Annotated in this window: 24 protein-coding genes; 13 read left to right on the forward strand and 11 right to left on the reverse strand. The window is 73.1% G+C overall.

Going from position 1 to position 26,351, the window contains the following annotated elements; translation table 11 throughout:
* Positions 1–79: 79 nt before the first annotated feature.
* A complete protein-coding gene (locus ACFCV8_RS24695; protein WP_376687611.1) occupies positions 80–901 on the reverse strand; it encodes an ABC transporter permease in 822 nt (273 codons plus the stop codon).
* The gene (locus ACFCV8_RS24700; RefSeq protein ID WP_376687612.1) at positions 898–1,875 is read right to left on the reverse strand and encodes an ATP-binding cassette domain-containing protein; all 978 of its coding nucleotides are present in this window, start codon (positions 1,873–1,875) and stop codon (positions 898–900) included. The genes ACFCV8_RS24695 and ACFCV8_RS24700 overlap by 4 nt, the downstream gene beginning before the upstream one ends.
* Before the next feature lie 64 nt (positions 1,876–1,939).
* On the opposite strand from ACFCV8_RS24700, the gene ACFCV8_RS24705 reads away from it, so the two are divergent.
* On the forward strand, positions 1,940–2,647 hold the full coding sequence (locus ACFCV8_RS24705) for a TetR/AcrR family transcriptional regulator (RefSeq protein WP_376687613.1): 708 nt from the start codon (positions 1,940–1,942) through the stop codon (positions 2,645–2,647).
* 142 nt (positions 2,648–2,789) lie between these two features.
* Here ACFCV8_RS24705 and ACFCV8_RS24710 read toward each other — a convergent pair whose 3' ends face one another.
* The 3 genes from ACFCV8_RS24710 to hmgA are packed head-to-tail and all read right to left on the reverse strand — an operon-like array spanning position 2,790 to position 6,231.
* Complete coding sequence (locus ACFCV8_RS24710) at positions 2,790–4,019, reverse strand: type ISP restriction/modification enzyme (protein ID WP_376687634.1); 1,230 nt, start codon at positions 4,017–4,019, stop codon at positions 2,790–2,792.
* Positions 4,020–4,071: 52 nt separating this feature from the next.
* A complete protein-coding gene (locus ACFCV8_RS24715) occupies positions 4,072–4,848 on the reverse strand; it encodes a GntR family transcriptional regulator (RefSeq protein WP_376687614.1) in 777 nt (258 codons plus the stop codon).
* A gap of 54 nt (positions 4,849–4,902) precedes the next feature.
* Positions 4,903–6,231: a homogentisate 1,2-dioxygenase gene (gene hmgA / locus ACFCV8_RS24720; RefSeq protein ID WP_376687615.1), complete on the reverse strand. Its 1,329-nt coding sequence runs from the start codon at positions 6,229–6,231 to the stop codon at positions 4,903–4,905.
* A 143-nt stretch (positions 6,232–6,374) separates the two neighbouring features.
* Here hmgA and ACFCV8_RS24725 point away from each other — a divergent pair, with 143 nt between their 5' ends.
* The 7 genes from ACFCV8_RS24725 to ACFCV8_RS24755 all read left to right on the forward strand — a co-directional run bounded on the left by ACFCV8_RS24725 (position 6,375) and on the right by ACFCV8_RS24755 (position 15,778).
* Positions 6,375–8,432 carry a hypothetical protein gene (locus ACFCV8_RS24725; RefSeq protein ID WP_376687616.1) on the forward strand — a complete coding sequence of 686 codons (2,058 nt, stop codon included), beginning with the start codon at positions 6,375–6,377 and terminating at the stop codon, positions 8,430–8,432.
* Positions 8,429–9,244: a hypothetical protein gene (locus ACFCV8_RS24730; protein WP_376687617.1), complete on the forward strand. Its 816-nt coding sequence runs from the start codon at positions 8,429–8,431 to the stop codon at positions 9,242–9,244. Before ACFCV8_RS24725 ends, ACFCV8_RS24730 begins: the two co-directional genes overlap by 4 nt.
* Positions 9,241–10,524, forward strand: coding sequence for a hypothetical protein (locus ACFCV8_RS24735; RefSeq protein WP_376687618.1), 1,284 nt, complete (start codon positions 9,241–9,243; stop codon positions 10,522–10,524). Before ACFCV8_RS24730 ends, ACFCV8_RS24735 begins: the two co-directional genes overlap by 4 nt.
* 44 nt (positions 10,525–10,568) lie before the next feature.
* Positions 10,569–11,186 carry a TetR family transcriptional regulator gene (locus ACFCV8_RS24740; protein ID WP_376687619.1) on the forward strand — a complete coding sequence of 206 codons (618 nt, stop codon included), beginning with the start codon at positions 10,569–10,571 and terminating at the stop codon, positions 11,184–11,186.
* Positions 11,187–11,262: 76 nt separating this feature from the next.
* The gene (locus tag ACFCV8_RS24745) at positions 11,263–13,164 is read left to right on the forward strand and encodes an ABC transporter ATP-binding protein (protein WP_376687620.1); all 1,902 of its coding nucleotides are present in this window, start codon (positions 11,263–11,265) and stop codon (positions 13,162–13,164) included.
* A gap of 87 nt (positions 13,165–13,251) precedes the next feature.
* Entirely contained in the window at positions 13,252–14,640 is a 1,389-nt protein-coding gene (locus ACFCV8_RS24750; protein ID WP_376687621.1) for an aldehyde dehydrogenase family protein, read from the forward strand.
* A 52-nt stretch (positions 14,641–14,692) separates the two neighbouring features.
* Positions 14,693–15,778 (forward strand): Zn-dependent alcohol dehydrogenase, encoded by a 1,086-nt coding sequence (locus ACFCV8_RS24755; protein WP_376687622.1) that lies wholly within the window; start codon positions 14,693–14,695, stop codon positions 15,776–15,778.
* Here the strand turns inward: ACFCV8_RS24755 and ppk2 are convergent, their stop codons facing one another.
* The 4 genes from ppk2 to ACFCV8_RS24775 are packed head-to-tail and all read right to left on the reverse strand — an operon-like array spanning position 15,779 to position 19,162.
* On the reverse strand, positions 15,779–16,762 hold the full coding sequence (ppk2, locus tag ACFCV8_RS24760; protein WP_376687623.1) for a polyphosphate kinase 2: 984 nt from the start codon (positions 16,760–16,762) through the stop codon (positions 15,779–15,781). It abuts the gene before it with no gap.
* Positions 16,725–17,699 (reverse strand): DMT family transporter, encoded by a 975-nt coding sequence (locus ACFCV8_RS24765; RefSeq protein ID WP_376687624.1) that lies wholly within the window; start codon positions 17,697–17,699, stop codon positions 16,725–16,727. The genes ppk2 and ACFCV8_RS24765 overlap by 38 nt, the downstream gene beginning before the upstream one ends.
* A gap of 50 nt (positions 17,700–17,749) precedes the next feature.
* Positions 17,750–18,472 carry an ArsR/SmtB family transcription factor gene (locus ACFCV8_RS24770; RefSeq protein ID WP_376687625.1) on the reverse strand — a complete coding sequence of 241 codons (723 nt, stop codon included), beginning with the start codon at positions 18,470–18,472 and terminating at the stop codon, positions 17,750–17,752.
* A gap of 15 nt (positions 18,473–18,487) precedes the next feature.
* Positions 18,488–19,162: a TetR/AcrR family transcriptional regulator gene (locus tag ACFCV8_RS24775; protein ID WP_376687626.1), complete on the reverse strand. Its 675-nt coding sequence runs from the start codon at positions 19,160–19,162 to the stop codon at positions 18,488–18,490.
* A 64-nt stretch (positions 19,163–19,226) separates the two neighbouring features.
* Here ACFCV8_RS24775 and ACFCV8_RS24780 point away from each other — a divergent pair, with 64 nt between their 5' ends.
* The 3 genes from ACFCV8_RS24780 to ACFCV8_RS24790 all read left to right on the forward strand — a co-directional run bounded on the left by ACFCV8_RS24780 (position 19,227) and on the right by ACFCV8_RS24790 (position 21,485).
* Positions 19,227–20,378 (forward strand): acyl-CoA dehydrogenase family protein, encoded by a 1,152-nt coding sequence (locus tag ACFCV8_RS24780; protein ID WP_376687627.1) that lies wholly within the window; start codon positions 19,227–19,229, stop codon positions 20,376–20,378.
* A 95-nt stretch (positions 20,379–20,473) separates the two neighbouring features.
* Entirely contained in the window at positions 20,474–20,764 is a 291-nt protein-coding gene (locus tag ACFCV8_RS24785) for a YiaA/YiaB family inner membrane protein (RefSeq protein ID WP_376687628.1), read from the forward strand.
* 91 nt (positions 20,765–20,855) lie between these two features.
* Positions 20,856–21,485 carry a TetR/AcrR family transcriptional regulator gene (locus ACFCV8_RS24790; RefSeq protein WP_376687629.1) on the forward strand — a complete coding sequence of 210 codons (630 nt, stop codon included), beginning with the start codon at positions 20,856–20,858 and terminating at the stop codon, positions 21,483–21,485.
* Between the two features lie 24 nt (positions 21,486–21,509).
* On the opposite strand, the gene ACFCV8_RS24795 is transcribed toward ACFCV8_RS24790, so the two are convergent.
* A complete protein-coding gene (locus tag ACFCV8_RS24795; RefSeq protein ID WP_376687630.1) occupies positions 21,510–21,971 on the reverse strand; it encodes a MaoC family dehydratase in 462 nt (153 codons plus the stop codon).
* A gap of 127 nt (positions 21,972–22,098) precedes the next feature.
* Between ACFCV8_RS24795 and soxR the strand changes: the two genes are divergently transcribed.
* Positions 22,099–22,572, forward strand: a complete 474-nt coding sequence (gene soxR, locus ACFCV8_RS24800; protein ID WP_376687631.1) for a redox-sensitive transcriptional activator SoxR — start codon at positions 22,099–22,101, stop codon at positions 22,570–22,572.
* 102 nt (positions 22,573–22,674) lie between these two features.
* On the opposite strand, the gene ACFCV8_RS24805 is transcribed toward soxR, so the two are convergent.
* Positions 22,675–23,286, reverse strand: a complete 612-nt coding sequence (locus tag ACFCV8_RS24805; RefSeq protein ID WP_376687632.1) for a hypothetical protein — start codon at positions 23,284–23,286, stop codon at positions 22,675–22,677.
* Between the two features lie 229 nt (positions 23,287–23,515).
* Here ACFCV8_RS24805 and ACFCV8_RS24810 point away from each other — a divergent pair, with 229 nt between their 5' ends.
* Positions 23,516–26,347, forward strand: a complete 2,832-nt coding sequence (locus ACFCV8_RS24810; RefSeq protein ID WP_376687633.1) for a penicillin acylase family protein — start codon at positions 23,516–23,518, stop codon at positions 26,345–26,347.
* The last annotated feature ends 4 nt before the right edge of the window (positions 26,348–26,351 follow it).

A 26,351-nucleotide genomic window follows, 5' to 3' on the forward strand; every position in this document is an offset into this window, starting at 1 on the left:
GCCCTGGACCGGCCCCGGGCGCTGCCCGGCCGACGCGGGGCGCCCCGGACGTACCGCGGGCCCGGGGCCGGCCCCGCGGTCACTCGCCGCCGCGTGCGCAACGGCGTACGGACAGCGGTACGAACACCGCGAGCAGCACCGCCGACCAGGCCAGCGTCCCGGCCACCGGATGGGCGACGGGCCAGGCGGCACCGGCCTCGGGGGCCGCGTTGCCGAACAGGTCGCGGGCGGCCGAGGCCATGGCGCTGATCGGGTTCCACTCCGCCACCGTCCGCAGCCAGCCCGGCAGGTTCCCGGTCGGGATGTAGGCGCTCGACAGCAGCGGCAGCACGAAGGTGGCGCTGCCCAGCTGGCCGGCGATCTCCTCGTTGCGGATCAGCAGCCCCAGCCAGCAGCCCAGCCACGACGTGGCGAACCTGAGCAGCAGCAGGAGCCCGAAGGCGCCCAGCGCGGCGAGCGGGCCGCCCTCGATCCGCCAGCCGACCGCGAGCCCGACCAGGATCAGCGGGACCATGCCGACGGCCGTGGTCAGCAGGTCGGCGGCGGTCTGGCCGAACGGTACGGCCGCCCGGCTCATCGGCAGCGTACGGAACCGGTCCATCACTCCGCGGTGGCAGTCCTGCGAGGACTGGAACATGCCGACCATGAGGCCGCCCGCCGCCGTCGCCGCCAGCAGGCCCGGCACGAGGAACGCCCGGTACTCCCGGCCGGGCACGGCCAGTGCGCTGCCGAAGACGTAGCCGAAGAAGAGCAGCATCGTGATCGGCATGGTCTGGGTCAGGATCATCACGCCCGGGGCGGCCTTGATGCGTTGGAGATGACGGCCCAGCACGGCCAGGGCGTCGGCGACGGGAGCGCTCGTCGCGGTGGGCGGGGCGTGGACCGTCGCGGTGCCGTTCATGCCGCTGTCTCCTTCGGCGCGGGGGCGGTACGGCCGTCGTCGCGGCCGGTCAGGCGGAGGAAGACCTCGTCGAGCGTCGGCGGGCGCAGGCCGACGTCGACCACCGGAACGCCCGCCGCGTCGAGTTCGCGGACCAGGCGGGGGAGGGTGAGCGTGGTGTCGGTCGTGACGGCGCCCACCGTGCGGTGCTCGTGGTCCAGCACCGGCGCGGAGCCGGTGAGCTGGTCGAGCACCCCGGCCGCCCGGGTCACGGCCGACGCCTGGGCGACGACCACCTCGGCGTAGCTGCCGATCCGGGCCTTCAGCTCGGCGGGGGTGCCGTGGTGGGCGGCCCGGCCGCGGTCGACCAGCACGATGTCGTCGGCCAGCCGGTCCGCCTCCTCCAGGTACTGCGTGGTGAGCAGGACGGTGGTGCCCCGGCCGGTCAGCTCCCGCACCGCCTCCCAGATCCGGTTGCGGCTGTGCGGGTCGAGGCCGGTGGTCGGCTCGTCCAGGAACAGCACCCGGGGGCGGGTCAGCAGGCTGGCGGCGAGGTCGAGGCGGCGGCGCATGCCGCCCGAGTAGGTGCGGGCCGGGCGGTCGGCCGCCTCGGCCAGCCCGAAGCGTTCCAGCAGCTCGTCGGCGCGGGCCCGGGCCGCCTGGCCGCGCAGCCGTTGCAGCCTGGCGAAGAGCCGCAGGTTCTGCCGCCCCGACAGCTCGCCGTCGACCGAGGCGTCCTGCCCCGTGACCCCGATCGCCGCGCGCACCGCGCCCGCCTCGCGCACCACGTCGTGGCCCGCGACGCGGGCGCTGCCGCCGTCCGGCGCCGTCAGCGTCGTGAGCACCCGGACGGCGGTGGTCTTGCCCGCGCCGTTCTGCCCCAGCACCCCGCAGACCGACCCCTCGGCCACCGCGAGATCGAGGCCGCTCAGGGCGTGGACCTCCCCGTACCGCTTCTCCAGACCTTCACTAAGTACAGCGTACGTAGTTGTCATGCGGGCCACCGTAGCGCACTACGTACGGTGTACGTAACTACGATGGGGGGCGAGGTGATGATCGATGGTGGGGCGACCCGCTGTACCCGAAGTGATCTGGGCGCGCCCCGAGCGTGCGGGCCGGGGCCCCAAACCCGCGTTCAGCAGGGCGGACATCGCGGCGGAGGCCGTCCGGGTCGCCGACGCGGAGGGGCTCGACGCGGTCTCCATGCGCAAGGTCGCGGCCGGGCTCGGCTGCGGCACGATGTCGCTCTACAACTACGTGCCGCGCAAGGAGGACCTGTACGAGCTGATGCTCGACGCGGTCAGCGCCGGATACGACTTCCCCGAGCCGTCCGGTGACTGGCGCGCCGATCTCGTCGCACTGGCCCGGCAGACCCGCGCGACGATGCACCGCCACACCTGGGTGCCCCGGCTGATGTCGCCGGTGTACGGCTTCAGCCCCAACGCCCTGCGGTACCTGGAGTACGCGCTCAGTTGCCTGGACGGGGTCGGCGCACGGTTCGGCGAGAAGATGGAGCTCATCGCCATGGTCAACGGTGTGGTCACCACCTATGTGGCCAACGAGATCGCCACGGCGGAACGCAGCCGGTCGCTGCCCTGGTCCGAGGAGCAGGAACAGGCCGCCCGCACCGGCTATCTGATCAGCCAGATCGCGACGGGGAAGTACCCGCGGATGGCGGCCGGGTTCGCCGAGGACCCCGGGCCGATCGACCTGGACGGAGTCTTCGAACGGGCGCTCCGCCGGGTGCTGGACTCCTTCGACCGCTGAGACGCCTGAGACGGCTGAGGCGGCTATGACCGCTGAGACAGTTGAGGCCACTGGGGGCTGTCGAGCCCGCCGGGACCGCCGGGACCGCCGGGATCGCCGGGGAAGCCAGAGCCGTCGGGGCCGACGAGCGGCGGCCGGGGCCTCAGAGCAGGGCGAACTGCCCGTCCGGGCCCTCCTCCCGGTGGCCCAGCACCGAGGCGGGCCGCCGGGCCGCGGCCGCCACGGGCAGTACACCCGCCGCCCGCAGCTCGGCGGCCGTGATCCACGGGCCGTCGGCCAGGGCCTCCTGCCGGGGCCGGAGCCCGTCCAGCAGGGCGAGCAGGGTGATCAGCTCCAGCAGCTCCGAGGTCCACGCCTGGGGCCAGGCGCCGGGCCGGAGCGCCGCCAGGCCGTCCGCGTCCTTCGCCCCGGCCGCCGAACGGCGCGCGAACCAGAGCTCCAGCATCCGGACCCCGCCCACCCGGAACTCCCACGCCCCGGCCGGAACCGGCGCGATGCGCCCCGTACCCAGGCCGAGCGTCCCGGTCTCCGCGTCGTACTCCAGGGCTTCTGGCACCGGAGGCACCGTCGCCCGCACATAGGGCCGCCGCCCGCCGGGCAGCCGGGGACGCTCCCCGCCCCCGGCGCCCCGCAGCTGGAGCCGCAGCAGCTCCTGCCCCAGTTCCACCCCGGCCGACCAGCGCGCGGGGTCGGCGGGCAGCGGGACCACGCAGCCAGCGGGCGAGGGGCGGGCCGCCGCCAGCACCCACGCCAGCACCGAACCGGCGGTCACCGCCGCCCCGTGGCGCGCCCGCAGCAGATCCAGCAGCCCCGGCGCCAGATTGGGCTCCTGGCCGCCGGGGCGCCGGAACAGCGGCCGGATCCGGCCGGGACGGCCCGCGGGGGAGTGGCCGTCCGGCAGCAGCCCCGTCACGGACAGGGCGGGCCCGGTGTCCCGGGGCGCGTACCCGTGCTCCACGGCGAAGAGCTGGTGGTCGTCGGCGACCCGCCACAGCTCGGGGCGGGCGGCGTCGATCAGCCGGTGGTCGGGGAGCAGCCACTGCTCGTCGAACGGACCGTGCGCGATCCGCACCGGCTCGGGGCACGGCCCCTCCTCGCGGGCGAACCGGCCGGTCCCGGTGGCCTGGCCGGGCAGCGCCGCGACCGCCGTCCGCGGGGTGCGGGCACGGGTCGCGCCGAACAGCCGCTCCCGCTCCTCGGCCGGAGCCCGCACCAGTCGCTCCCAGCGCGCCCGCAGCCAGCCCGCGTCCGGGGCGATCACCCAGGGGCGGCCGGTGCGCAGCGGGCGTACGGACCAGGGCATGAGGTCGTCGAGGAGCGGGGCGCCCGCGTCCCGGCCGTCACCCGAGCCGCCCGTCGCCCGTGCTGCCACCGCGTCGTCCTCCCCCGTCGCCACGCCGCCCGTCCGTGGGCATCGTAGGGCTTCAGTGCGCCTCCAGCGTGACCGAGAAGGAGAACCGGTCGCCCCGGTAGCGGATCTGGGCCACGTCGACCACCTGCCCGCCCTCGTCGTACGTCACGCCCGTGTAGAACAGGATCGGGCTCAGCAGCGGTACCTGGAGGAGGTCGGCGGTGACCGGGTCCGCCAGGCGTGCCTCCACCGTGTCGGTGATGCGCGCGATCCGTACACCGACCCGGTCGCGCAGCACCTTCGTCATCGGCCAGCGCTCCAGATCGGCGACGTCCAGCCGGGCCGCCACCTCGGGACGCACCAGGTTCTCCGCCCAGTTGGTGGGCTCGTCGCTCTCCCCGTCGTGGCGCAGCCTGCGGTAGCCGACCACCTCCGGGCAGCCGGGGAAGTACGTGGCCAGCTCGCCCGGCACGGCGACCGGGCCGTGGCCGAGCACCGAGGTCCGCTCGCCCGACTGCTGGGCCACGATCGCGTCGATCGAACCCAGCAGCCGGACCGGGGACACCCGCCGGGCGCGCGGCTCGATGAAGGTGCCGCGCCTGCGGTGCCGGCTGATCAGCCCCTCGGTCTCCAGCTCCTTGAGGGCCTGGCGCATGGTCAGGACGCTGACGCCGTAGTGCGCGGCGAGCTGTTCCTCGGTCGGCAGCCGCGCCGAGGCGTCCTGGGCGCGCCCCAGTATCGAGGCGCGCAGCGACTGCGAGACCTGGTACCACAGCGGCAGCTTGCGGTTCAGGACCAGCGAGTCGGGGGCGAAGGCGGGCCCCGGGGGGATCTTGGGTGGCTGCGGCACCTGGGGCCTTTCGTTCGGGGCGGGCGGGCCGCCGGTCGGGGGCGCGGCCGTCGTCTACGGCCGGAAGTTGCGGCTCAGACCCTGCCATACGTCGTCGTAGCCGCGCTGCAGGTGGTCGGCGGTCGCCGCCTGCTCCGTCGCCGTCACCGGCCAGCGGGTCTCGAACATGAAGGCGAGGCCGTCGTCGATCTTCTGCGGCTTCAGCTCCGCCTCGCTCGCCCGGTCGAAGGTCGTCCGGTCCGGGCCGTGCGCCGACATCATGTTGTGGAGCGAGCCGCCGCCCGGGACGAAGCCGCCCTTGCCCGCCGTCTTGGCGTCGTACGCGCCCTCGATCAGGCCCATGTACTCGCTCATCACATTGCGGTGGAAGTACGGCGGCCGGAAGGTGTCCTCGCCGACCAGCCAGCGCGGCGCGAAGACCACGAAGTCGACGCCGGCCAGTCCCGGGGTGTCGGACGGCGAGGTCAGCACCGTGAAGATCGACGGGTCGGGGTGGTCGTAGCTGATCGAGCCGATGACGTTGAAGCGGTGCAGGTCGTAGACGTACGGGGTGTGGTTGCCGTGCCAGGCGACCACATCGAGCGGGGAGTGGTCGTACGTCGCCGACCAGAGGTTCCCGCAGAACTTGTTGACCACCTCGACCGGGCGGTCCTCGTCCTCGTACGCGGCGACCGGAGCGAGGAAGTCCCGGGCGTTGGCCAGGCCGTTGGCGCCGATCGGGCCGAGGTCGGGGAGGGTGAAGGGCTGCCCGTAGTTCTCGCAGACGTAGCCGCGGGCGGTGGCGTCGAGCAGCTCCACGCGGAACCGGACGCCGCGCGGGATCAGCGCGACATGCCCGGGCTCGGCCCGCAGCAGGCCCAGTTCGGTACGGAGCAGCAGTCCGCCGTGTTCCGGGACGATCAGCAACTCGCCGTCCGAGTCGCTGAACACCCGGTCGGTCATGGAGGCGTCGGCGTGGTAGAGGTGCACGGCCATGCCGGTGCGCTGAGCGGCGTCGCCGTTGCCGCCGAGGGTCCACAGGCCCGCCAGGAAGTCGGTGCCGGGGGCGGGCTCGGGGAGCGGGTCCCAGCGCCGCCGGTTGGGGTCGGGCACCGACTCGGTGAACGGGGCCGTGCGCAGCGTGCCGTTGTCGATCCGGACGAACGGCGGATGGGCCGCCGACGGGCGGATGCGGTAGAGCCAGGAACGGCGGTTGTGGGCGCGCGGTTCGGTGAAGGCCGAGCCGCTCAGCTGCTCCGCGTACAGCCCCAGCGGGGCGCGCTGGGGTGAGTTGCGGCCGTGCGGCAGGGCCCCCGCCACCGCCTCCGAGCTGTGCTCGTTGCCGAAACCGGCGGAGTACTCCAGCGTCTCCGCCGTTTTCCTCGCCTGCTCGATGCCACCCATGTGTGCTCCCGGTGCCGAAGGAATCCTATGGGTAACCGTAGGAATCGAGCCGGGGAGAGTCAACGGCATTCGTGCGCCGCCGGTTTCGAAAGTGCGGTGCACGAGGGGTTCAAAAAGATGAACATTGCTCTACTCTCGCGTCCATGTCGTGGACACGCAAACTTCTGGTGCTTCTGGCGGCGCTTCTCGCCACCCTCCTCGCGGCGCCGAACGCCCAGGCGCACGAGGAGCGTCCGGTCACCCTGCCCGACGGGACGGGGAGCGTTCCGGTGTACCGGACCGGCGAGCCCGACCTGCTGGTCTGCAAGACCGACCGGGCGGACTTCGAGCGCCGGGTGTCCGGATTCCCCGCCGGGCTGCGGACCCGGAACCTGAAGCTCTTCGAACGGTGCCGGACCTCCGGCTTCCGCTATCTGCAGCAGGCCGTCGACGCCGTGGACCGGCCCGGTATGAACATCGCGATCCTGCCCGGCCTGTACGAGGAGGAGCCCTCGCTGCCCAGGCCGACGGGGGAGTGCGCCCGGCTGAAGGCGCCCAACTCCAAGCTCGGCTACCAGATCCTGTCGTACGAGCAGCAGAAGAGCTGCCCGCACAACCAGAACCTGGTGGCGATCCTCGGCAAGAAGGACCTCCAGATCGAGGGCACCGGCGCCGAACGCACCGATGTGATCATCGACGCCAAGTACCAGAAGCTCAACGCGATCCGCTCGGACGGCTCCGACGGCATCTACTTCAAGAACTTCACCGCCCAGCGCACCACCTTCAACTCCCTGTACGTCCTCGCCCAGGACGGCTTCGTCATCGACGACGTCCTCACCCGGTGGAACGACGAGTACGGCTTCCTGACCTTCGCCAGCGATCACGGGCTGTACAAGAACTGCGAGTCGTATGGCAACGGCGACTCCGGCATCTACCCCGGCAGTGCTTCAAACATCAACGACCGCTACGGCTACGACGTACCGCGCTACTCCATCGAGATCACCGGCTGCCGCAGCCACCACAGCATGGTCGGCTACTCCGGCACGGCCGGGGACTCCGTCTACGTCCACGACAACGAGTTCGACCACAACATGGGCGGCGCCTCGATGGACAGCGCCTTCCCCGGCCACCCCGGACTGCCGCAGAACCACGCCCGCTTCGAACGCAACCTGATCCACGACAACAACGCCGACTACTACCCCAACGTCGCCGACGGCACCTGCGCGAAACCGCCCGTGGACCGCGGCTACGAGAAGGGTGTCGTCTGCCCGCAGATCTCCATGCCGCCCGGCTCCGGCATCATCACGGCAGGCGGCAACTGGAACCTGTACGAGAACAACTGGATCTACGGCCAGCAGCGCGCCGCCTTCGTCCTGACCGCTGTCCCCGCCTTCATCCGCGGCGAGGGCGCGCTGTCCAAGCAGGCCGACACCTCGCACCACAACCGTTACGCGGGCAACCACCTCGGCGTGGACAAGGCGGGCAACGCCCGCCCCAACCGCACCGACGTCTGGTGGGACGGCCAGGGCGAGGCCAACTGCTGGCAGGACGGCACCGGGGACTCCACCCCGCGCACCCTGCCGGTCTGCGGCGCCGAACGCGGTGACGTGTCCGTGCGCACCGACCGCCTCCTGGGCGAACCGGTCAAGCTCGCCCAGCTGCTGGTCTGCGCCGACTACAACGTGCAGGCGCGCCGCCTCCCGGCCGGCTGCGACTGGTACGGGGCACGCGGCATCGAACGCGTCGAGGTGCAGGCGGCCCTGGTGACCGCGGTGGTGCTCGGGCTGGTCGGCGGGGTGCTGTGGTGGCGCAGACTGCGCGGCAGCCGGCTCGCCACCGCGGCCGCGGTCCTCGGCGTGACCGGCCTCGGGCTCGACGTGGCCGGTTCGACGACGGGGCTCACCTCGACCTATGTGCCCGCGCTGGCGCTGCTGCTGACGGGGCTGTGGTGGACCGGCACCGGGCTCGTGCTCCGGCGGGAGCGGCCGTGGCTGGGACGGACCACGGTGGTGCTCGGCGCGCTCACCCTGCTCGACGCCGTGGACAAGGCCGTGTTCATGATCCCGTGGATACCGATCGGCCCGGCCTGGATACGCGGACTGCTCGGCATGGTCTGGGTGGTGTGGGCGGTGATCGCGGCCGCCCGCCACGGCGACCGGCAGGCCCCGTCACCGGCCGCCCCGGCCGTCGTCCCCGCAGCCCCGGAAGGAGGCGCGGCATGACGCACCCCCGCCCCCGGGCCGCCCTCGTCCTGCTCACCGCCGTCGTCCTCGCCCTCGGCGCGAGCGGCTGCGGCGGGCGGGCCACCACCCACCACAAGCCCGGCACCAGCCACGAGCAGGCCAGCGGCAGCGTGGGCCGCCTGCTCACCGCCGACGACGGCACCGGCGGCCGGCTCCGCCAGGTCGACGCCGAGGGCGCCCCCTCGCTGGCCCTCGCCGTCCGGCCGGACTCCGAGGACGGCTGGAACATCCACCTCACCGTACGGAACTTCACGTTCACCCCGGACAGCGTCGGCGGCGCCGCCCTCCCCGGGCGCGGCCACGCCCGGCTGTTCCTGGACGGCCGCCCCCTCGCCCGCCTCTACGGCCCCTGGTACCACCTGCCCGCCTCCCTCGCCCGCGCCACCGGCGGCGGCAGGAAGCTCACCGCCGGCCTCTACGCCGACGACCACACCGCCTGGGCCGTGAACGCCGCCCCCGTACGGGCCACCGCCTCCCTCGCCGCACCGGCCACCGGCCCCGCCCCCGGCCGGACCGCGAGCCCCCGGCCCGGCACCTCGGTCACGGTCGAGGTCGCCGGCGGAAGGGTCAGCCCCGCCCCCGGCCGCACCGAGGTCGAGAAGGGCACCACCGTCGAACTCCGCGTCCGCAGCGACCGCGCCGACACCCTCCACGTCCACGGCTACGACAAGGAGGCCCGGCTCCCCGCCGGAAAGACCGTCACGGTCACCTTCACCGCCGACCGCAGCGGGCTCTTCGAGGTCGAGACCCACGAGTCCGGCCTGCTCCTGACCCAGCTCGTCGTACGGTGAGCGTCCTCGCCCACGGCATCGGCGCCCAGCACGACCTGCCGCTGTCGCCCTTCTACGCCTTCGCCGGAGCCTTCGCGGCGCTCTTCGTCTCCTTCCTCGCGCTCGGACTGCTCTGGTCCGCCTCCCGGTTCCGCGGCGACGAGGCGGGGCGCCCGCTGCCGCACGCCCTCCAGCGCCTCGCCGACGCCCGCCCCACCCGGACCGCGGCACGCCTCCTCGGACTCGCCGCCGCCCTGTACGTCACGCTCTTCCTCCTCCTCGGCCCCGACGACCCGGACCGCAACCCCGGCCCCGGAGCCGTCTACGTACTGCTGTGGGTGGGGCTCGTCCCCGCCTCGCTGCTGCTCGGGCCCGTCTGGCGGGCCCTCAACCCGCTGCGCACCGTCCACCTCCTCGCCTGCCGGGCGCTGCGCCGCGACCCCGCCGCGGGCCGCCCGCTGCCCGCCCGGCTCGGCCTGTGGCCCGCGGCCGCCGGGCTGTTCGCCTTCACCTGGCTCGAACTCGTCTCCCCCGACCCCGCGTCCACCGGCGACCTGCTGCTCTTCCTCACCCTGTACAGCGCCGTCCACCTCGCGGGCGCCGCCCGCCACGGAGACGGCTGGTTCGACCGGGCCGACGCCTTCGAGGTCTACTCCGGGCTGCTCGCCCGGCTCTCCCCGCTCGGCCGCCGCCCCACCGACCGCCGCCTCGTGCTCCGCTCGCCGTTCAACGGACTCGACGCCACCCCGCAGCGCCCCGGACTCGTCGCCACCGTCTGCGTCATGCTCGGCTCCACCGCCTACGACGGCTTCTCCGACTCCCCGTCCTGGATCACCACCGTCCAGACCTCGCCCCTGGGCCGCACCGCCGCGGCCACCCTCGGACTCCTCGGCGCCGTCGTGCTCGTCGCCGCCCTCTACGCCCTGTGCGCCGGAGCCGTCCGGCTGATCTCCGGACGGCTCGACCACCCCCTCACCGCCTTCGCCCACTCGCTCGTCCCGATCGCCCTCGGCTATCTCGTCGCCCACTACTTCACGCTCTTCGTCACCGAGGGACCACGCACCCTCATGGTGGCGGCCGGCACCGACGGCCCCGCCCCGCCCGAACCACCGCTCGGCCCCGGCGGCGTCGCCACGCTCCAGGTCGCCTCGATCGTCCTCGGGCACGTACTCGGCGTCGTCGCCGCCCACGACCGCTCCGTACGGCTCTTCCCGCCCGGCCGCGCCGTCGCGGGCCAACTCCCGCTGCTGGTCCTGATGGTCACGTACACCATCGGCGGGCTGTCGCTGCTCATCGCCTGACACCCGCGCACCGCCCGCCCGCCGCGGAGGAGGACCACGGCATCATGGAGCCCGTGCCCCATGCGAACACGAACCTCCGCCGCGCCCCGGTACAGCAACGCAGCGCCGAACGGCTCGCCCGGATACTCGACGCCTGCGCCGAACTCCTCGACGAGACCGGCTACGACCAGCTGTCCACCCGGGCCGTGGCGCTGCGCGCCGGGGTGCCCATCGGATCGGTCTACCGCTTCTTCTCCAACAAACGAGCCATGGCCGACGCGCTGGCACTGCGCAACCTGGACAGCTACGCCGGGCGCATCGCCGCCCGGCTGGAGACGATCCCCGCCGACGACTGGCGCAGCGCCATCGACGCCGTACTGGACGAATACCTGGCGATGAAGCGCTCCGTGGCCGGGTTCGCCCTGGTCGACTTCGGCGCCCCGCCCCCCGACGACCAGGGCGACGACCCCAACCAGCGGGTCGCGGGCCGGCTCACCGAACTGCTCTGCGGCCACCTCGGCCGCACCTCCGACGAGGCCCTGACCCGCACCGTCCTGGTCTGCGTCGAGGCCGCCGACGCCCTTCTGCGGCTCGCCTTCCGCACCGACCCGTCCGGCGACCGGGCGATCGTCGCCGAGACCCGCGTCCTGCTCCGGGCCTACCTGGCCCGGGTCCTGGACTGACCGGACCGTCCCGAAGCCCGCCGCCGTGGGGGACCTCCGTTGACCTCAAGCCCACTGGAGGTCGTACGTTCCTCGCATGAGCATGGAAACCACGGCGTGGACACAGCTCCACAACGTCATGAACGCGCAAGCGGACAAACGCCCCTTCGACCGGAACACCCTGCGGCGCATCAAAGCCTTCGCCCGCCCGCACCGGCGCCGGGTCGCCCTGTTCCTGCTGGTCAGTGTGGCGACGGCGCTCCACGCCGTCGCCACACCCGTACTCGCCGGACGGGTCGTGAACGCGATCGTGGCGGGTCGCGACCCGGGCACCGTGACCCGCCTCTCCCTCCTCATCGCCGTCATCGCCGTCGCGGAGGCGGCCCTCGGGCTGGTCGGCCGCTGGCTCTCGGCCAACCTCGGCGAGGGCCTGATCCTCGATCTGCGGACCGCCGTCTTCGACCACGTACAGCGCATGCCGGTCGCCTTCTTCACCCGCACCCGCACCGGCGCGCTCGTCAGCCGCCTCAACAACGACGTGATCGGCGCCCAGCGCGCCTTCAGCAACACCCTGTCCGGCGTCGTCAGCAATGTGGTGACGCTGCTGCTCACCCTCGGCGTCATGCTCTCCATCTCCTGGCAGATCACCGTGCTCGCGCTGGTGCTGCTGCCGGTGTTCGTGCTGCCCGCCCGGCGGATGGGCGCCAGGATGGCACGGCTCCAGCGGGAGGCCGCCGCCCACAACGCCGCGATGGGCACCCGGATGACCGAACGTTTCTCCGCCCCCGGCGCCACCCTGATCAAGCTCTTCGGACGCCCCGCCGACGAGTCCGCCGAATTCGCCGCCCGGGCCGGGCGGGTGCGCGACATCGGCGTCCGCACCGCCATGGCCCAGTCCGCGTTCATCACCGCCCTCACCCTGGTCTCCGCGCTGGCCCTCGCCCTGGTCTACGGCCTCGGCGGTCACTACGCGCTGCTCGGCCGGCTGGACGCGGGCGCGGTCGTCGCCCTGGCCCTCCTGCTCACCCGGCTCTACGCCCCGCTCACCGCGCTCGCCGGGGCGCGTGTCGAGGTGATGAGCGCGCTCGTCAGCTTCGAGCGGGTCTTCGAGGTCCTCGACCTGGAGCCGCTCATCGGCCAGAAGCCGGACGCGCGGGCCGTCCCGGACGGCCCCGTCTCCGTCGAGTTCGACCAGGTGAGGTTCGGCTACCCGTCCGCCGACAAGGTCTCCCTCGCCTCCCTGGAGGACGTCGCGAGCCTCGACACCCGGGGCGGCGACGAGGTGCTGCGCGGCATCTCCTTCCGCGCCGAACCCGGCCAGACGGTCGCCCTGGTCGGCTCGTCCGGCGCGGGCAAGTCGACCATCGCCCAACTGCTGCCCCGGCTGTACGACACGGACGAGGGCGCGGTGCGCATCGGCGGCGTCGACGTACGCGACCTGACCGCCGACACCCTGCGCGACACCCTCGGCATGGTCACCCAGGACGGCCACCTCTTCCACGAGTCCGTCCGCGCCAACCTGCTGCTCGCCCGCCCCGGGGCCGCCGAGGAGGAACTCTGGGACGCGCTGCGCCGCTCCCGGCTGGACGGCCTCGTCGCCTCGCTGCCCGACGGGCTCGACACCGTCGTCGGCGAACGCGGCTACCGGCTCTCCGGCGGTGAACGCCAGCGGCTGACCATCGCCCGGCTGCTGCTGGCCCGCCAGCGCGTCGTCATCCTCGACGAGGCCACCGCCCACCTGGACAACACTTCCGAGGCGGCCGTCCAGGAAGCACTCACCGAGGCCCTCGCCGGACGCACCGCGGTCGTGATCGCCCACCGGCTCTCCACGGTGCGCACCGCCGACCTCATCCTGGTCGTGGAGGACGGGCGGATCGTGCAGCGCGGCACCCACGACGAACTCCTCGCCGCGGGCGGCCGCTACGCGGAGCTGTACCGCACCCAGTTCGCCGACCCCGGTACGGAGCGGGGGGAGCTCGACCGGCAGCCCCTGGGGTGACCGGTGTCCCTGGCGCCCGAAAACTAACAGCGCTAGTTTGGGTTGCGGGCGGCGCCCCGCCCGCAACCGCGTCCGGGAGGAACAGCGATGAAGGCGCACGACGGCATGTACCTCGACGGGGCCTGGCGGCCCGCCGCGGGAACGGACACGATCGCGGTCGTGAACCCGGTGGACGAGCAGGTCATCGCCGAGGTCCCGGCCGGTACCGCCGAGGACGTCGACGCCGCGGTACGGGCCGCCCGCGCCGCGCTCCCGGGCTGGGCGGCCACCGCCCCCGCCGAACGGGCCGCCCGGATCACCGCCCTGCGCGACGCGCTGGCGGCCCGCAAGGACGAGATCGCCGGGACCGTCACCGCCGAGCTCGGGGCACCGCTCCCCTTCGCGCAGGCGGTGCACACGGGCATGCCGATCGCGGTCGCCGGCTCGTACGCCGAACTGGCCGCGAGCCACCCCTTCGAGGAGCGGGTCGGCAACTCCACGGTGTACGCCGAGCCGGTCGGCGTCGTCGGCGCGATCACCCCGTGGAACTACCCGCTGCACCAGATCGTCGCGAAGGTCGCCCCGGCCCTCGCGGCGGGCTGCACCGTTGTCCTCAAGCCCGCCGAGGACACCCCGCTCACCGCCCAGCTCTTCGCCGAGGCCGTCCACGCGGCGGGCGTCCCCGCGGGCGTCTTCAACCTGGTCACCGGCCTCGGCCCGGTCGCCGGACAGGCCCTGGCCGGGCACGAGGGCGTCGATCTGGTCTCGTTCACCGGCTCCACCGCCGTCGGCAGCCGGATCGGTGCCCTCGCGGGCGCCGCCGTCAAGCGTGTCGCCCTCGAACTGGGCGGCAAGTCCGCCAACGTCATCCTGCCGGACGCGGACCTGGCCAGGGCCGTCGCGGTCGGCGTGGCCAACGTCATGGGCAACTCCGGCCAGACGTGCAGCGCCTGGACCCGGATGCTGGTGCACACCTCGCAGTACGACGAGGCCGTCGCGCTCGCCGCGGAGGCGGCCGCCAAGTACGGCGACCGCATCGGCCCGCTGGTCAGCGCCGGGCAGCGGGACCGGGTGCGCGGCTACATCGAGCGCGGCCTCGCCGAAGGGGCCCGGCTGGTCGCGGGCGGCCCCGGGGCCCCGCGCGAGCGCGGCTACTTCGTCAGCCCCACGGTCCTCGCCGACGTCACCCCGGAGATGACCGTCGCCCAGGAGGAGATCTTCGGCCCGGTCCTGTCGATCCTGCGCTACGAGGACGAGGACGACGCCCTGCGCATCGCCAACGGCACCGTGTACGGCCTGGCCGGGGCGGTCTGGTCGGGCGACGAGGACCGGGCGGTGGCGTTCGCCCGGCGGATGGAGACCGGCCAGGTCGACATCAACGGCGGCCGGTTCAATCCGGTCGCCCCGTTCGGCGGCTACAAGCGCTCCGGCGTCGGCCGCGAGCTCGGCGCGCACGGGCTGGCGGAGTACCTCCAGACCAAGTCCCTCCAGTTCTGAAGCAGTCACGCCCCGTCCTGTTCCGCCCCGCCGTCCGTCAAGGAGCCTGCTCGTGGTCCGCGCCGCCGTACTGCCCGCCGTCGGAGCCCCGCTGGAGATCACCGGCATCGAGCTTCCCGAGCCCGGCCCCGGCCGGGTGCGGGTCGCCCTCGCCGCCGCCGGGGTCTGCCACTCCGACCTCTCGCTCTGCGACGGCACCATGCGGGTGCCCGTCCCCGCCGTCCTCGGCCACGAGGGCGCGGGCACCGTCGTCGCGGTCGGCGAGGGCGTCGGCCACGTCGCGCCCGGCGACGGCGTCGTACTCAACTGGGCGCCCTCCTGCGGGAGCTGCCACCACTGCTCGATCGGTGAGGTCTGGCTCTGCGCCGACGCGCTGACCGGTGCGGGCGCCGTGCACGCCCGGCGCACGGACGACGGCACCGAACTCCACCCCGGGCTGAACGTGGCCGCCTTCGCCGAGGAGACCGTCGTCCCCGCCGGCTGCGTCCTGCCCGCGCCGGACGGCATCCCGCTCACCGAAGCCGCCCTGCTCGGCTGCGCCGTCCTCACCGGATACGGCGCGGTCCACCACAGCGCCCGGGTGCGCGCCGGGGAGTCCGTCGTCGTGTTCGGCGCCGGGGGCGTCGGCCTCGCGGTGCTCCAGTCCGCCCGGATCGCGGGCGCCGGACAGGTCATCGCGGTGGACGTGTCGCCGGAGAAGGAGGAGCTGGCCCGGCGGGCGGGCGCCACGGACTACGTCGTCGCCTCCGACACCACCCCGCGCGCGATCCGCAAGATCACCGGTGGTCAGGGCGCCGATGTCGCGATCGAATGCGTCGGGCGGCCGGTCACCATCCGCGGCGCCTGGGAGTCCACCCGCCGCGGCGGCCGCACCACCGTCGTCGGCATCGGCGCCAAGGACCAGCTGGTCTCCTTCAACGCCCTGGAGATCTTCCACTGGGGCCGCTCACTGACCGGCTGCGTCTACGGCAACAGCGACCCGGCCCGGGACCTGCCGGTCATCGCCGGACACATCCGGGCGGGAGCTTTCGACCTCTCCGCGATGGTCACCGGACGGATCGGCCTGGAGGACATCCCGGCCGCCTTCGACGACATGCGCGCGGGACGGGGCGGCCGCGCGCTCGTGACCTTCGGGTAGTCAGCCGCCCGGCCCCGGCCCGGACCGGTCCGTGGTGAGCAGCCGGGCGTCCATCTCGCCGCGCTCGAAGAGCCGGGAGGCCGGGCCGACGATCAGCGGGTCGGGCTCGCCCACCACGTCCGCGTCCTTGTCCGGGTAGTCGAAGCGGTGCAGCACATGCCGGATCGCCTCCAGCCGGGCCCGCTTCTTGTCGTTGCTCTTGACCACCGTCCAGGGCGCGTCCGCCGTGTCGGTGTGGAACAGCATCAGCTCCTTGGCCTCGGTGTACGCGTCCCACTTGTCCAGCGAGGCGAGGTCGACCGGGCTGAGCTTCCACTGCCGCACCGGATCGATCTGCCGGATCATGAACCGGTTGCGCTGCTCGTTGCGCGAGACCGAGAACCAGAACTTCACCAGGTGGATGCCGTCCCGGGCGAGCATCCGCTCGAAGCCCGGGGCCTGGTGCATGAACTCCAGGTACTCGCGGGTGGTGCAGAAGCCCATCACCCGCTCCACGCCCGCCCGGTTGTACCAGGACCGGTCGAACAGCACGATCTCCCCGGCGGACGGCAGATGGGCCGCGTACCGCTGGAAGTACCACTGGGTGCGCTCGCGTTCGGTCGGCTTCTCCAGCGCCACCACCCGCGCGCCGCGGGGGTTGAGGTGCTCGGTGAACCGCTTGATCGTGCCGCCCTTGCCCGCCGCGTCGCGCCCCTCGAAGAGGATCACGATCCGCTCGCCGTGCTCCTTCACCCAGTACTGCAGCTTGAGCAGCTCGATCTGGAGGGAGCGCTTGGACTTCTCGTACGACCTGCGGCCGAGCTTGACGGCGTACGGGTAGTCCTCGCGCCAGGCGTCCCGGGGCCGTCCCTCGGGCGTCACCAGGACCGGATCGTCGTCCCCGCTGTCGGTCACGGTGAAGCCCTCCAGCCCGGCCCCGTCCGTCCCGGCCGCCGCCCGCTCCGTGCTACCGCGACCGCTCGCCCGCTTGGCGCTCCGTGTCATCTCGGCGTCCTTCCACCGGCCGTGCCCGATTCCCGCGCGTCTGCCCAGTCTGCTCACGCGTCCGGGAGACCGCCACCCCGGCCAGACAGAGCAGGCCCCCGGCGACGGCGAGCGGCGCGGGCACCTCGTCCAGCAGCAGCCAGGACAGCACCACCACCAGCGCCGGCACGGCGTACGTGGTGGCCCCCATCCGCCCGGCGGTGGTCCTGGCGAGCGCGTACGCCCAGGTCGTGAAGGCCAGCGCGGTCGGGAAGAGGCCCAGGTAGACCATGTTCAGGGTGGCGGAGAGGGGCGCCCGGGCGGCTTCGGAGACCAGCGTCCCGGCGAACGGCAGACAGGCCACCGTGCCGACCAGGCAGCCGAAGGCGGTGACCTGGAGCGCCGAGCCGTGCCGCAGCGCGGGCTTCTGCGTGACCACCCCCGCCGCGTACGCCGCCGCGGCCAGGACGCACAGCGCCACGCCGGACACCGGCGCGCCCGGGCGCCCCGACATCGAGAGACCGACCACGACGGCGCCCGCGAACGACACCGCCATCCCGGCGACCAGCCGGGAGGGCAGCGCCTCGCCCAGCATCCGGGCGCCGAGCAGCGCGATCAGCAGGGGCCCGATGTTCACCACCATCGCGGCCGTGCCCGCGTCCACCTGCCGTTCGCCCCAGTTGAGGACCACCATGTAGAGGCCGAACCAGAGCAGCCCGGACCACACGATGCCCGGCCACGCGGCCCGTGGCGGCAGCCCCTCGCGCCGCAGCACCAGCAGGGTGCCCAGCGCCAGGGCGCCCGTGAGCAGCCGGCCGAGGGCGAGCGCCCCGGGCGAGTAGGCGTCCCCGGCGCTGCGGATGGACACGAAGGCGGAGGCCCACAGCAGGACGGTGGTGCAGGCCGCGGCGGGGGCCCGCCAGTCGCGGGGGGCCACGGGGGCGGAGGTCGTCGTCATGCGTCCGACCGTAGGACCGCGACCGTTCGGTACCCGCCGAACCGTCGCGCCTAGCGGAGGGATTCCGGCCCGATGCCGAGGTGCGCGCGCAGCTCCCGCTCGCCCTCCCCGGTCGCCTTCACCGCCCGCCCGGACCCGATCCGTACGCACCACCCCGCCTCCAGCGCGTGGCGGCAGAGCGCGGCGCCCGCCACGCCCGCCAGATGCGGCCGTCGCTCCGTCCAGTCCAGGCAGCCACGGGCCAGCGGGCGCCGCGACGACGGTTCGAGACCGATGCCCAGCCCGGCGAACCAGCGCAGCCCGTCCTCGGTCAGGGCGAAGCCGGTGTCCTGCCGCAGCAGCCCCCGTGCCGTCATCGCGTCGGTGATCGCGAGGCCGAGCCGTCCGGCGAGATGGTCGTAGCAGGTGCGGCCGCGGGCCGTCGCCCGGTCGGCGCCCGCCGCGCCCAGACTCCGCGGACGCACCGGCACGGGCCCGGGGACGGCGTGCGCCGCCAGGTCCTCGACCAGTTGTGCCGCCCGCGCGTCGGCGAGCCGCAGATAGCGGTGGCGGCCCTGCCGCTCCTCGGCGAGCAGCCCGCCCGCGACGAGCCTGCCCAGGTGCTCGCTGGCGGTCGACGGCGCGACGGACGCGTACCGGGCCAGCTCCCCGGCGGTCCAGGCACGGCCGTCGAGCAGGGCGAGGCAGAAGGCGGCGCGGGTCTCGTCGGCGAGGAGCGCCGCCAGGGCGGCCAGCCGGGGTGCGGCCGGATCGGGATGTGCCATGCGTGCCATGTGCACCAGGATGCGTCAGGGACGGTTCGGCGGTCGCCGAAGCGTCGTGCCGGGCGCCAGCTGTTCGTACTGGACCGAGAGGCCGTCGACCAGGGCCCGCAGTCCGGTCTCGAAGGCCCCGTCGTCGATCTGCCCGCCGCGTCCGGCCAGCAGGTGGGCCTGGCCGAGATGGGGGTAGTCGGCCGGGTCGTACGCCGTCTCGTCGTCCACGAAGCCGCGGGCGAAGGAGCCCAGCGCCGAACCGGTGATGAAGTACCGCATCAGGGCCCCGATGTACGTCGCCTGGGCGGGCGGCCAGCCGGCCCGGACCATCGAGCCGAACACCGCGTCGGCGACCCGGAGCCCGGCCGGCCTGCGGCCCGGCCCCCGGGCGAGGACCGGAACGATGTGCGGGTGCTCGGTGAGTGCCGCGCGGTAGGAGACGGCCCAGTCGTGGAGGGCGGCCCGCCAGTCGCGGGAGTCCGACTCCTCGAACATCGTCAGGTCCACCTGGGCCGACACGGCGTCCGCGACCGCGTCCAGGATCTCGTCCTTGTTGCGGAAGTGGTTGTAGAGGGAGGGCCCGCTGACCCCGAGCTCGGCCGCGAGCCGGCGGGTGGAGACGGCGCCGAGCCCCTCGGCGTCCACGAGCGCGCTCGCCGCCTCGACGATGCGGTCTCTGCTGAGGAGGGGCTTGCGCGGTCGGGCCATGCGGCACATAGTAGGGCCTGCGAACTGAAAACTAGCAGTGCTAATTAAAGTGGGGAGTCGAAGGATGAACCTGGAACTCGGTGCGGAGCAGGAGGCCGTCCGGCAGCTCGCCAGGGACTTCGTCGCCCGGGAGATCGCCCCGCACGTGGTGGCCTGGGACCGGGCGGAGAGCGTCGACCGGTCGATCGTGCGGAAGCTGGGCTCCGTCGGGTTCCTCGGACTGACCGTCGACGAGGAGTACGGCGGCTCGGGCGGCGACCACCTCGCGTACTGCCTGGTGACCGAGGAACTGGGGCGCGGCGACTCCTCGGTCCGCGGCATCGTCTCCGTCTCCCTCGGCCTGGTCGCCAAGACGATCGCCGCCTGGGGCGACGAGCGGCAGAAGCGGCGCTGGCTGCCCGCGCTCACCTCGGGCGAGGCGGTCGGCTGCTTCGGCCTCACCGAACCCGGCACCGGCTCGGACGCCGGGAACCTGACGACGAGGGCGGTCCGCGACGGCGACGCGTACGTCATCAACGGCAGCAAGATGTTCATCACCAACGGCACCTGGGCCGATGTGGTGCTGCTCTTCGCCCGCACCGGCGAGGCCCCGGGGTACCGGGGCATATCCGCCTTCCTGGTCCCCGCCGACACCCCCGGCCTCACCCGCAGCGCCGTCCACGGCAAGCTCGGCCTGCGCGGCCAGGCCACCGCCGAGCTGGCCCTCCAGGACGTCCGGGTGCCCGCCTCGGCGCTCCTGGGCCCGGCCGGAAAGGGCTTCTCCGTCGCCATGTCCGCCCTGGCCAAGGGGCGGATGTCGGTCGCGGCCGGCTGCGTCGGCATCGCGCAGGCCGCGCTGGATGCCGCCGTGGGCCACGCGGCCGGGCGCGAGCAGTTCGGCAAGCCCATCGCCGGCCACCAGCTCGTCCAGGAGCTGATCAGCGACATCGCCGTGGACGTCGACGCCGCCCGGCTGCTGACCTGGCGGGTGGCCGACCTGATCGACCGGGGCCAGGACTTCGCCACCGCCGCCTCCCAGGCCAAGCTCTTCGCCTCCGAGGCCGCCGTGCGCGCCGCCAACAACGCCCTCCAGGTCTTCGGCGGCTACGGCTACATTGACGAGTACCCCGTCGGCAAGCTGCTGCGCGACGCCCGGGTGATGACGCTCTACGAAGGCACCAGCCAGATCCAGAAACTGATCATCGGCCGTGCGCTCACGGGGGTCTCCGCCTTCTGACCCCGGGGTGCGGTTACCACTCGAACGTGCGTCTGAGTATCTGCTGAGTACGGGAACGGATGTGGTGCACGCCACGTCCGCCGATGCTGGGTGCCATGAGTGAGACACCATCGGTCAAGCAGCAGGGCACCGCGGCCTTCTACGGTCAGGCCGTCGCATCCTTCGGGGTGGCGATCGGCGCGGTGGCCCTCGGCATCTACTTCCTGGACGCCGACGCCTGGGTCCGCGGATTCCTCGCGATCGGCGTCCTCTACCTCGTCACCTCCTGCTTCACCCTGGCCAAGGTCATCCGCGACCGGCAGGAGGCCGGGCAGCTCGTCAGCCGGGTCGACCAGGCCCGGCTGGAGAAGATCCTGGCCGACCACGACCCCTTCCAGAAGCTCTGACAGCACCCGGACCGGCCGCCGGACGCGACCTAAGCGCTTGCTCAGGTTCGAGGTATGGTGTTCGTCCTGCCGATGAGAGGGGCGAGCGACGATGAGCACGGCGGAGGAGACCGACGGCGACAGCGCGCCGTGGGCCGAGGTGACCCCCGAGGCCGCCAGGCGGCTGCTCGTCGCCGCCGTCGACGCCTTCGCCGAGCGGGGCTACCACGCCACCACCACCCGTGACATCGCGGGCCGGGCGGGCATGAGCCCCGCCGCCCTCTACATCCACTACAAGACGAAGGAAGAGCTGCTCCACCGGATCAGCCGGATCGGCCACGACCGCGCCCTGTCCGTCCTGGAGGCGGCCGCCGACGGCGACGGCACGGCGGGGGAGCGACTGGCCGAGGCCGTACGGTCCTTCGTCCGCTGGCACGCCGAACGGCACACCACTGCCCGCGTGGTCCAGTACGAGCTCGACGCCCTCGGCGAGGAGCACCGCGCCGAGATCGTCGAACTGCGCCGCCGGAGCGACGCGGTGGTCCGCCGGATCATCGGCGAGGGTGTACGGGCGGGGGAGTTCGACGTACCCGACGTCCCGGGCACCACGCTCGCGGTGCTGTCGCTCTGCATCGACGTGGCGCGCTGGTTCAACACGCGGGGCAGCCGGACGCCGGACGAGGTCGGCGAGCTCTACGCCGGCCTCGTCCTGCGCATGGTCGGGGCGGATCCGCGGAAGTAGCGGGCCCCCGGGAGCGGCGGACCGTCAGAAGTAGTAGCGCGACACCGACTCGGCCACACACACCGGCTTGTCGCCGCCCTCCCGCTCGACCGTGACGACGGTGGTGACCTGCACCCCGCCCCCGGCCTCCTCGACGCCCTTCAGCACGGCCGTGGCCCGCAGTCGCGAGCCCACCGGCACGGTGGCGGGGAAACGCACCTTGTTCGTCCCGTAGTTGATGCCCATCTTCATGCCCTCGACCCGCATGATCTGCGGGACGAACGTGGGCAGCAGCGAGAGCGTGAGATAGCCGTGCGCGATCGTCGTGCCGAAGGGTCCGGCGGCGGCCCGCTCCGGATCGACATGGATCCACTGATGGTCGCCGGTGGCCTCGGCGAACAGGTCGATCCGCTTCTGCTCGACCTCCAGCCAGTCGCTGTGTCCGAGCTGCTCGCCCACTCCGTCGCGCAGCTCCTGCGCGGACGTGAAGATCCTCGGCTCTGCCATGTCCCTGGTCCCTGCCTTCCGCTCCGGCCGTCCCTCGACGCACTGTCTAAGCGCTTGCTCAGCATGGTTGGCGGGTGCGTTCCTGTCAACGACGGATCGGCCGGGGCGGCCCAGTAGGGTGGGAGGGGTGCCCCAGATCCCACAGACACTCCATGAGCTCACGGTCGGGCAGCTCTCCGCGCGCAGCGGTGCCGCGGTCTCGGCCCTGCACTTCTACGAGGCCAAGGGCCTGATCAGCAGCCGCCGCACCAGCGGCAACCAGCGCCGCTACAGCAGGGACGCGCTGCGCAGGGTGGCCTTCGTCCGCGCGGCGCAGCGGGTCGGTATTCCGCTCGCCACCATCCGGGAGGCCCTCGCCGAACTGCCCGAGGAGCGCACCCCCAACCGCGAGGACTGGGCGCGGCTCTCCGCCGCCTGGCGCTCCGAACTGGATGAACGCATCGAGCGGTTGAGGCGGTTGCGGGACCACCTCACCGACTGCATCGGCTGCGGCTGTCTCTCGTTGGAGACCTGCGTGCTCTCCAACCCGGACGACGTCTCGGGCCGGCGGAGCAGCGGTTCGCGCCTGATGCCGGAGCGCCCGGGCCCGGGGCGTACGTAGTCGCGGCGGCCCGGGTGCGCGCGGGCCGCTTGCGGGCCGGGATGCCCGGAGGCCGGGGCGCCTGGGGGCCGGGGCCGGGACGTCTGGGGGCCGGGATGCCGCTCAGGCGACCGAGGCGAGGTTCCGCCGTCCCGCCCCCATGGCCTTCGCCAGCGCCTCCGGCGTGAGCACCGGGCGCGGCACCACGATCCCGCACTCCGCGCAGACCGGCCCCGCCCAGGGCTCGTGGGTGAGGTCCTGGCGCCAGTGCACCGCGGCGCCCGCGCACACCGGGCAGACCGTGCCGGGCGCCGACTCCAGTGCCGTGATCAGCCGGCGCAGGACCTCGGCCAGCGGGGCCGAGGGGTGCACCGCGGGGTTCTCGCACCGCACCACCCCGTTGCCGCCCCAGGTCAGCCGGTGCCAGTCGTCGAAGCTGCCGGGACGGCGCAGGCCGCCGTGCTTCTCCCGCCTGCGCCGCTCGGCGAACCCGGCCTCGTAGCCGAGCCAGACGGCCCGTGCCGCCTCCAGCTCCTCCAGCGCGCGCACCAGGCGCGCCGGGTCGGGGGACCGGTCCTCGGGCCCGATCCCGTGCCGGGCGCACAGATGGTCCCAGGTCGCCCGGTGCCCGTAAGGGGCGAATCTCTCCAGGCACTTGCGCAGCGAATACCGCCGCAGCGCCAGATCGTTCCGCGGATCGCGCACCTGTCTCGCAAGACTCCGGAATCCCGCCACCGCTCCGTCACCTCCGTCGCTCGTACTTCGGCGTCATGGGAGGGACGTACGGCCGCCCGAATAGGATCCCGCGCCGCGTGACGTTGTCCGGAATTCGACCGGCCGCAGGTCGGAACCTCCGTCGCGGAACTGTTCATGTGATGATTCGGAAAAAGTGACGGATGCTCATCTTACCGAGGGGTCGTACCGCCAGTAACCTCCGGCGCATCGGCCTTCCGGAGGAGCACGCATGCCCCCACGCACCGTCCTGTTCAGAGCCGCCACCGCCGCTGCGGTCCTCGCGCTCGGCACCACCCTGCTGGCGGCCTCGCCACAGGCCCCGTCCGCCGCCGCGGCGGAACCCGCCCCCGTCACCGACTACTGCCAGGGGCAGTGCGACGACATCCTGCCGCCCGGCGAGAACGGCAACGCCACCCTCGTCGACATCCTCGGCAACAAGACCGTCGGTACGCACCCCGCCCACAGCGACGACCAGCTCGACCGCTACAACGGGCTGGTCGCCGGGTACAGCGGCCTCACCGACCAGAAGCTGACCGACTTCTTCAACGACGCCTCCTTCGGAGTGCCCGCGGACCAGGTCGAGTCCGTCACCTCGCCGCGCGACGACGTCACCATCACCCGTGACAAGGCCTCCGGCGTCCCGCACATCAAGGGCACCACCCGCTACGGCACCGAGTTCGGCGCCGGATACGCGGCCGGGCAGGACCGGCTCTGGCTGATGGACCTCTTCCGGCACATCGGACGCGGCGAACTGACCTCGTTCGCCGGCGGGGCGCTCGCCAACCAGGGCCTGGAGCAGCAGTTCTGGCCACAGGCCCCGTACACCGAGGCGGATCTCGAAGCCCAGGTCGAATACATCCGGACCCGCGAGGGCGAGCGCGGCGAGCAGGCCATGGCGGACGCCCAGGCGTACGTCGACGGCATCAACGCCTATCGCGAGAAGTCCAAGAACGGCCGCTACTTCCCCGGCGAGTACGTGCTCACCGGAAAGATCGACGCCATCACCAACATCGGTGAGATACAGCCCTTCAAGCTGACCGACCTGATCTCCATCGCCTCGGTCGTCGGCGGCCAGTTCGGCGGCGGCGGTGGCGGCGAGGTACAGGCGGCGCTCTCGCTGCTGGCGGCCCAGCAGAAGTACGGCGTCGCCGAGGGCACCCGGGTCTGGGAGTCCTTCCGCCAGCGCGAGGACCCCGAGGCCGTGCTGACGATCCACGACGGCACCGCATTCCCCTACGCGGGCAAGCCCGACCAGGCGCGCGGCACCGCACTGCCCGACGGCGGCTCCGTCACCGCCGAACCGCTCATCCACGACCGCACCGGCTCCGCGGGCACCGACAGGAAGGCCCCCGTCAAGGCCCCGGCCCGGCTCAAGAAGGCCCAGGGCATCTACGACGACGGCGTCATCCCCGAGGGCTCGCTGCCCGGCTCCGGCTCCGACGCCCAGAAGCGCGGCATGTCCAACGCCCTGCTGGTCTCCGGAAAACACACCGCGAGCGGCAACCCCATCGCCGTCTTCGGCCCGCAGACCGGCTACTTCGCCCCGCAGCTGATGATGCTCCAGGAACTCCAGGGGCCCGGCATCAGCGCCCGCGGCGTCTCCTTCGCCGGGGTCGGCATGTACATCCAGATGGGCCGCGGCCAGGACTACGCCTGGAGCGCCACCTCGGCCGCCCAGGACATCACCGACACCTACACCGTCGACCTGTGCGAGCCCGACGGCTCCACCCCCACCAAGGACTCCACGCACTACCTCTACCGGGGCACCTGCACCGCCATGGAGACGCTGGAGCGCACCAACTCCTGGAAGCCGACCGTCGCCGACTCCACGGCGGCCGGCTCCTACCGGATGCAGGTGCGGCGCACGAACTACGGCATCGTCACCCACCGCGCCACCGTGGACGGCAAGCCCGTCGCGTACACCTCGCTGCGCTCCACCTACCGGCACGAGGCCGACTCGATCATCGGCTTCCAGATGCTCAACGACCCGTCGTACGTGAAGGACGCCGCCTCCTTCCAGCGGGCGGCGAGCAACATCGACTACGCCTTCAACTGGTTCTACGCCGACTCCCGCACCGCCGCGTACTACAACAGCGGCCTGAACCCCGTGCGTCCGGCGGGCATCGACCCGGCGCTGCCGATCAGGGCCGACCGGGCCTACGAGTGGCAGGGCTTCGACCCGGCGGCCAACACCGCCGCGTACACCGCCTTCGCCGAGCACCCGAACTCCACCGGACAGGACTACTACATCTCCTGGAACAACCGGCAGGCCAAGGGGTACGCGGCGGCGGGCTTCGGCCTCAGCGCCGTGCACCGGGGCGATCTGCTGGACGACCGGGTGGCGAAACTGGTCGAGGACGGCGGGGTGACCCGCGCCTCGCTGACCCGTGCCATGGCCGAGGCCGCCGTCACCGATCTGCGCGGCGAGCAGCTGCTGCCCGAACTGCTGAAGGTGATCCGCTCCAAGCCGGTCACCGACCCCGGGCTGAACGCCGCCGTCCAGCAGCTGGACTCCTGGCGGGCGGCCGGCGCACAGCGCAAGGAGACCGGTCCCGGCTCGCACACGTACACCCACGCCGACGCGGTGCGGATCATGGACGCGTGGTGGCCGAAGCTGGTCGAGGCCGAATTCCGGCCCGGGCTCGGCGACGACCTGTACGAGGCGCTGACCGCGAGCCTGGCCACCGACGAGTCCCCGGCCGCCAGCCACGGACCGAGCGGGGCGCACAGCGGCTCCGCCTTCCAGTACGGCTGGTGGGGCTTTGTCGACAAGGACCTGCGCCAGGTCCTGGGGCAGCAGGTCAAGGGGCCGCTGGCCCGGACGTACTGCGGCGGCGGTGACGCGGACGGCTGCCGCGACGCCCTGCTCGGCGCACTGAAGCAGGCCGTGGCCGAGCCCGCCACCGAGGTCTACCCGGCCGACGGCAGCTGCAAGGCCGGCGACCAGTGGTGCACGGACTCGATCATTCACCGGGCGCTCGGCGGGATCACCCAGAAGGCGATCCACTGGCAGAACCGCCCGACCTACCAGCAGGTGGTGGAGTTCCCCGCCCACCGGTAGGCGG

Source organism: Streptomyces sp. NPDC056347 (assembly GCF_042262625.1).
Lineage (GTDB): Bacteria > Actinomycetota > Actinomycetes > Streptomycetales > Streptomycetaceae > Streptomyces.

What these genes read in the sequence shown, in the direction of transcription:
- ACFCV8_RS24695 (WP_376687611.1), bottom strand. Translation starts at nt 901, where the DNA reads ATGAACGGCACCGCGACGGTCCACGCCCCGCCCACCGCGACGAGCGCT.
- ACFCV8_RS24700 (WP_376687612.1), bottom strand. Translation starts at nt 1,875, where the DNA reads ATGACAACTACGTACGCTGTACTTAGTGAAGGTCTGGAGAAGCGGTAC.
- ACFCV8_RS24705 (WP_376687613.1), top strand. Translation starts at nt 1,940, where the DNA reads ATGGTGGGGCGACCCGCTGTACCCGAAGTGATCTGGGCGCGCCCCGAG.
- hmgA (WP_376687615.1), bottom strand. Translation starts at nt 6,231, where the DNA reads ATGGGTGGCATCGAGCAGGCGAGGAAAACGGCGGAGACGCTGGAGTAC.
- ACFCV8_RS24725 (WP_376687616.1), top strand. Translation starts at nt 6,375, where the DNA reads ATGTCGTGGACACGCAAACTTCTGGTGCTTCTGGCGGCGCTTCTCGCC.
- ACFCV8_RS24730 (WP_376687617.1), top strand. Translation starts at nt 8,429, where the DNA reads ATGACGCACCCCCGCCCCCGGGCCGCCCTCGTCCTGCTCACCGCCGTC.
- ACFCV8_RS24740 (WP_376687619.1), top strand. Translation starts at nt 10,569, where the DNA reads ATGGAGCCCGTGCCCCATGCGAACACGAACCTCCGCCGCGCCCCGGTA.
- ACFCV8_RS24745 (WP_376687620.1), top strand. Translation starts at nt 11,263, where the DNA reads ATGAGCATGGAAACCACGGCGTGGACACAGCTCCACAACGTCATGAAC.
- ACFCV8_RS24750 (WP_376687621.1), top strand. Translation starts at nt 13,252, where the DNA reads ATGAAGGCGCACGACGGCATGTACCTCGACGGGGCCTGGCGGCCCGCC.
- ppk2 (WP_376687623.1), bottom strand. Translation starts at nt 16,762, where the DNA reads ATGACACGGAGCGCCAAGCGGGCGAGCGGTCGCGGTAGCACGGAGCGG.
- ACFCV8_RS24765 (WP_376687624.1), bottom strand. Translation starts at nt 17,699, where the DNA reads ATGACGACGACCTCCGCCCCCGTGGCCCCCCGCGACTGGCGGGCCCCC.
- ACFCV8_RS24770 (WP_376687625.1), bottom strand. Translation starts at nt 18,472, where the DNA reads ATGGCACGCATGGCACATCCCGATCCGGCCGCACCCCGGCTGGCCGCC.
- ACFCV8_RS24775 (WP_376687626.1), bottom strand. Translation starts at nt 19,162, where the DNA reads ATGGCCCGACCGCGCAAGCCCCTCCTCAGCAGAGACCGCATCGTCGAG.
- ACFCV8_RS24780 (WP_376687627.1), top strand. Translation starts at nt 19,227, where the DNA reads ATGAACCTGGAACTCGGTGCGGAGCAGGAGGCCGTCCGGCAGCTCGCC.
- ACFCV8_RS24785 (WP_376687628.1), top strand. Translation starts at nt 20,474, where the DNA reads ATGAGTGAGACACCATCGGTCAAGCAGCAGGGCACCGCGGCCTTCTAC.
- ACFCV8_RS24790 (WP_376687629.1), top strand. Translation starts at nt 20,856, where the DNA reads ATGAGCACGGCGGAGGAGACCGACGGCGACAGCGCGCCGTGGGCCGAG.
- ACFCV8_RS24795 (WP_376687630.1), bottom strand. Translation starts at nt 21,971, where the DNA reads ATGGCAGAGCCGAGGATCTTCACGTCCGCGCAGGAGCTGCGCGACGGA.
- ACFCV8_RS24810 (WP_376687633.1), top strand. Translation starts at nt 23,516, where the DNA reads ATGCCCCCACGCACCGTCCTGTTCAGAGCCGCCACCGCCGCTGCGGTC.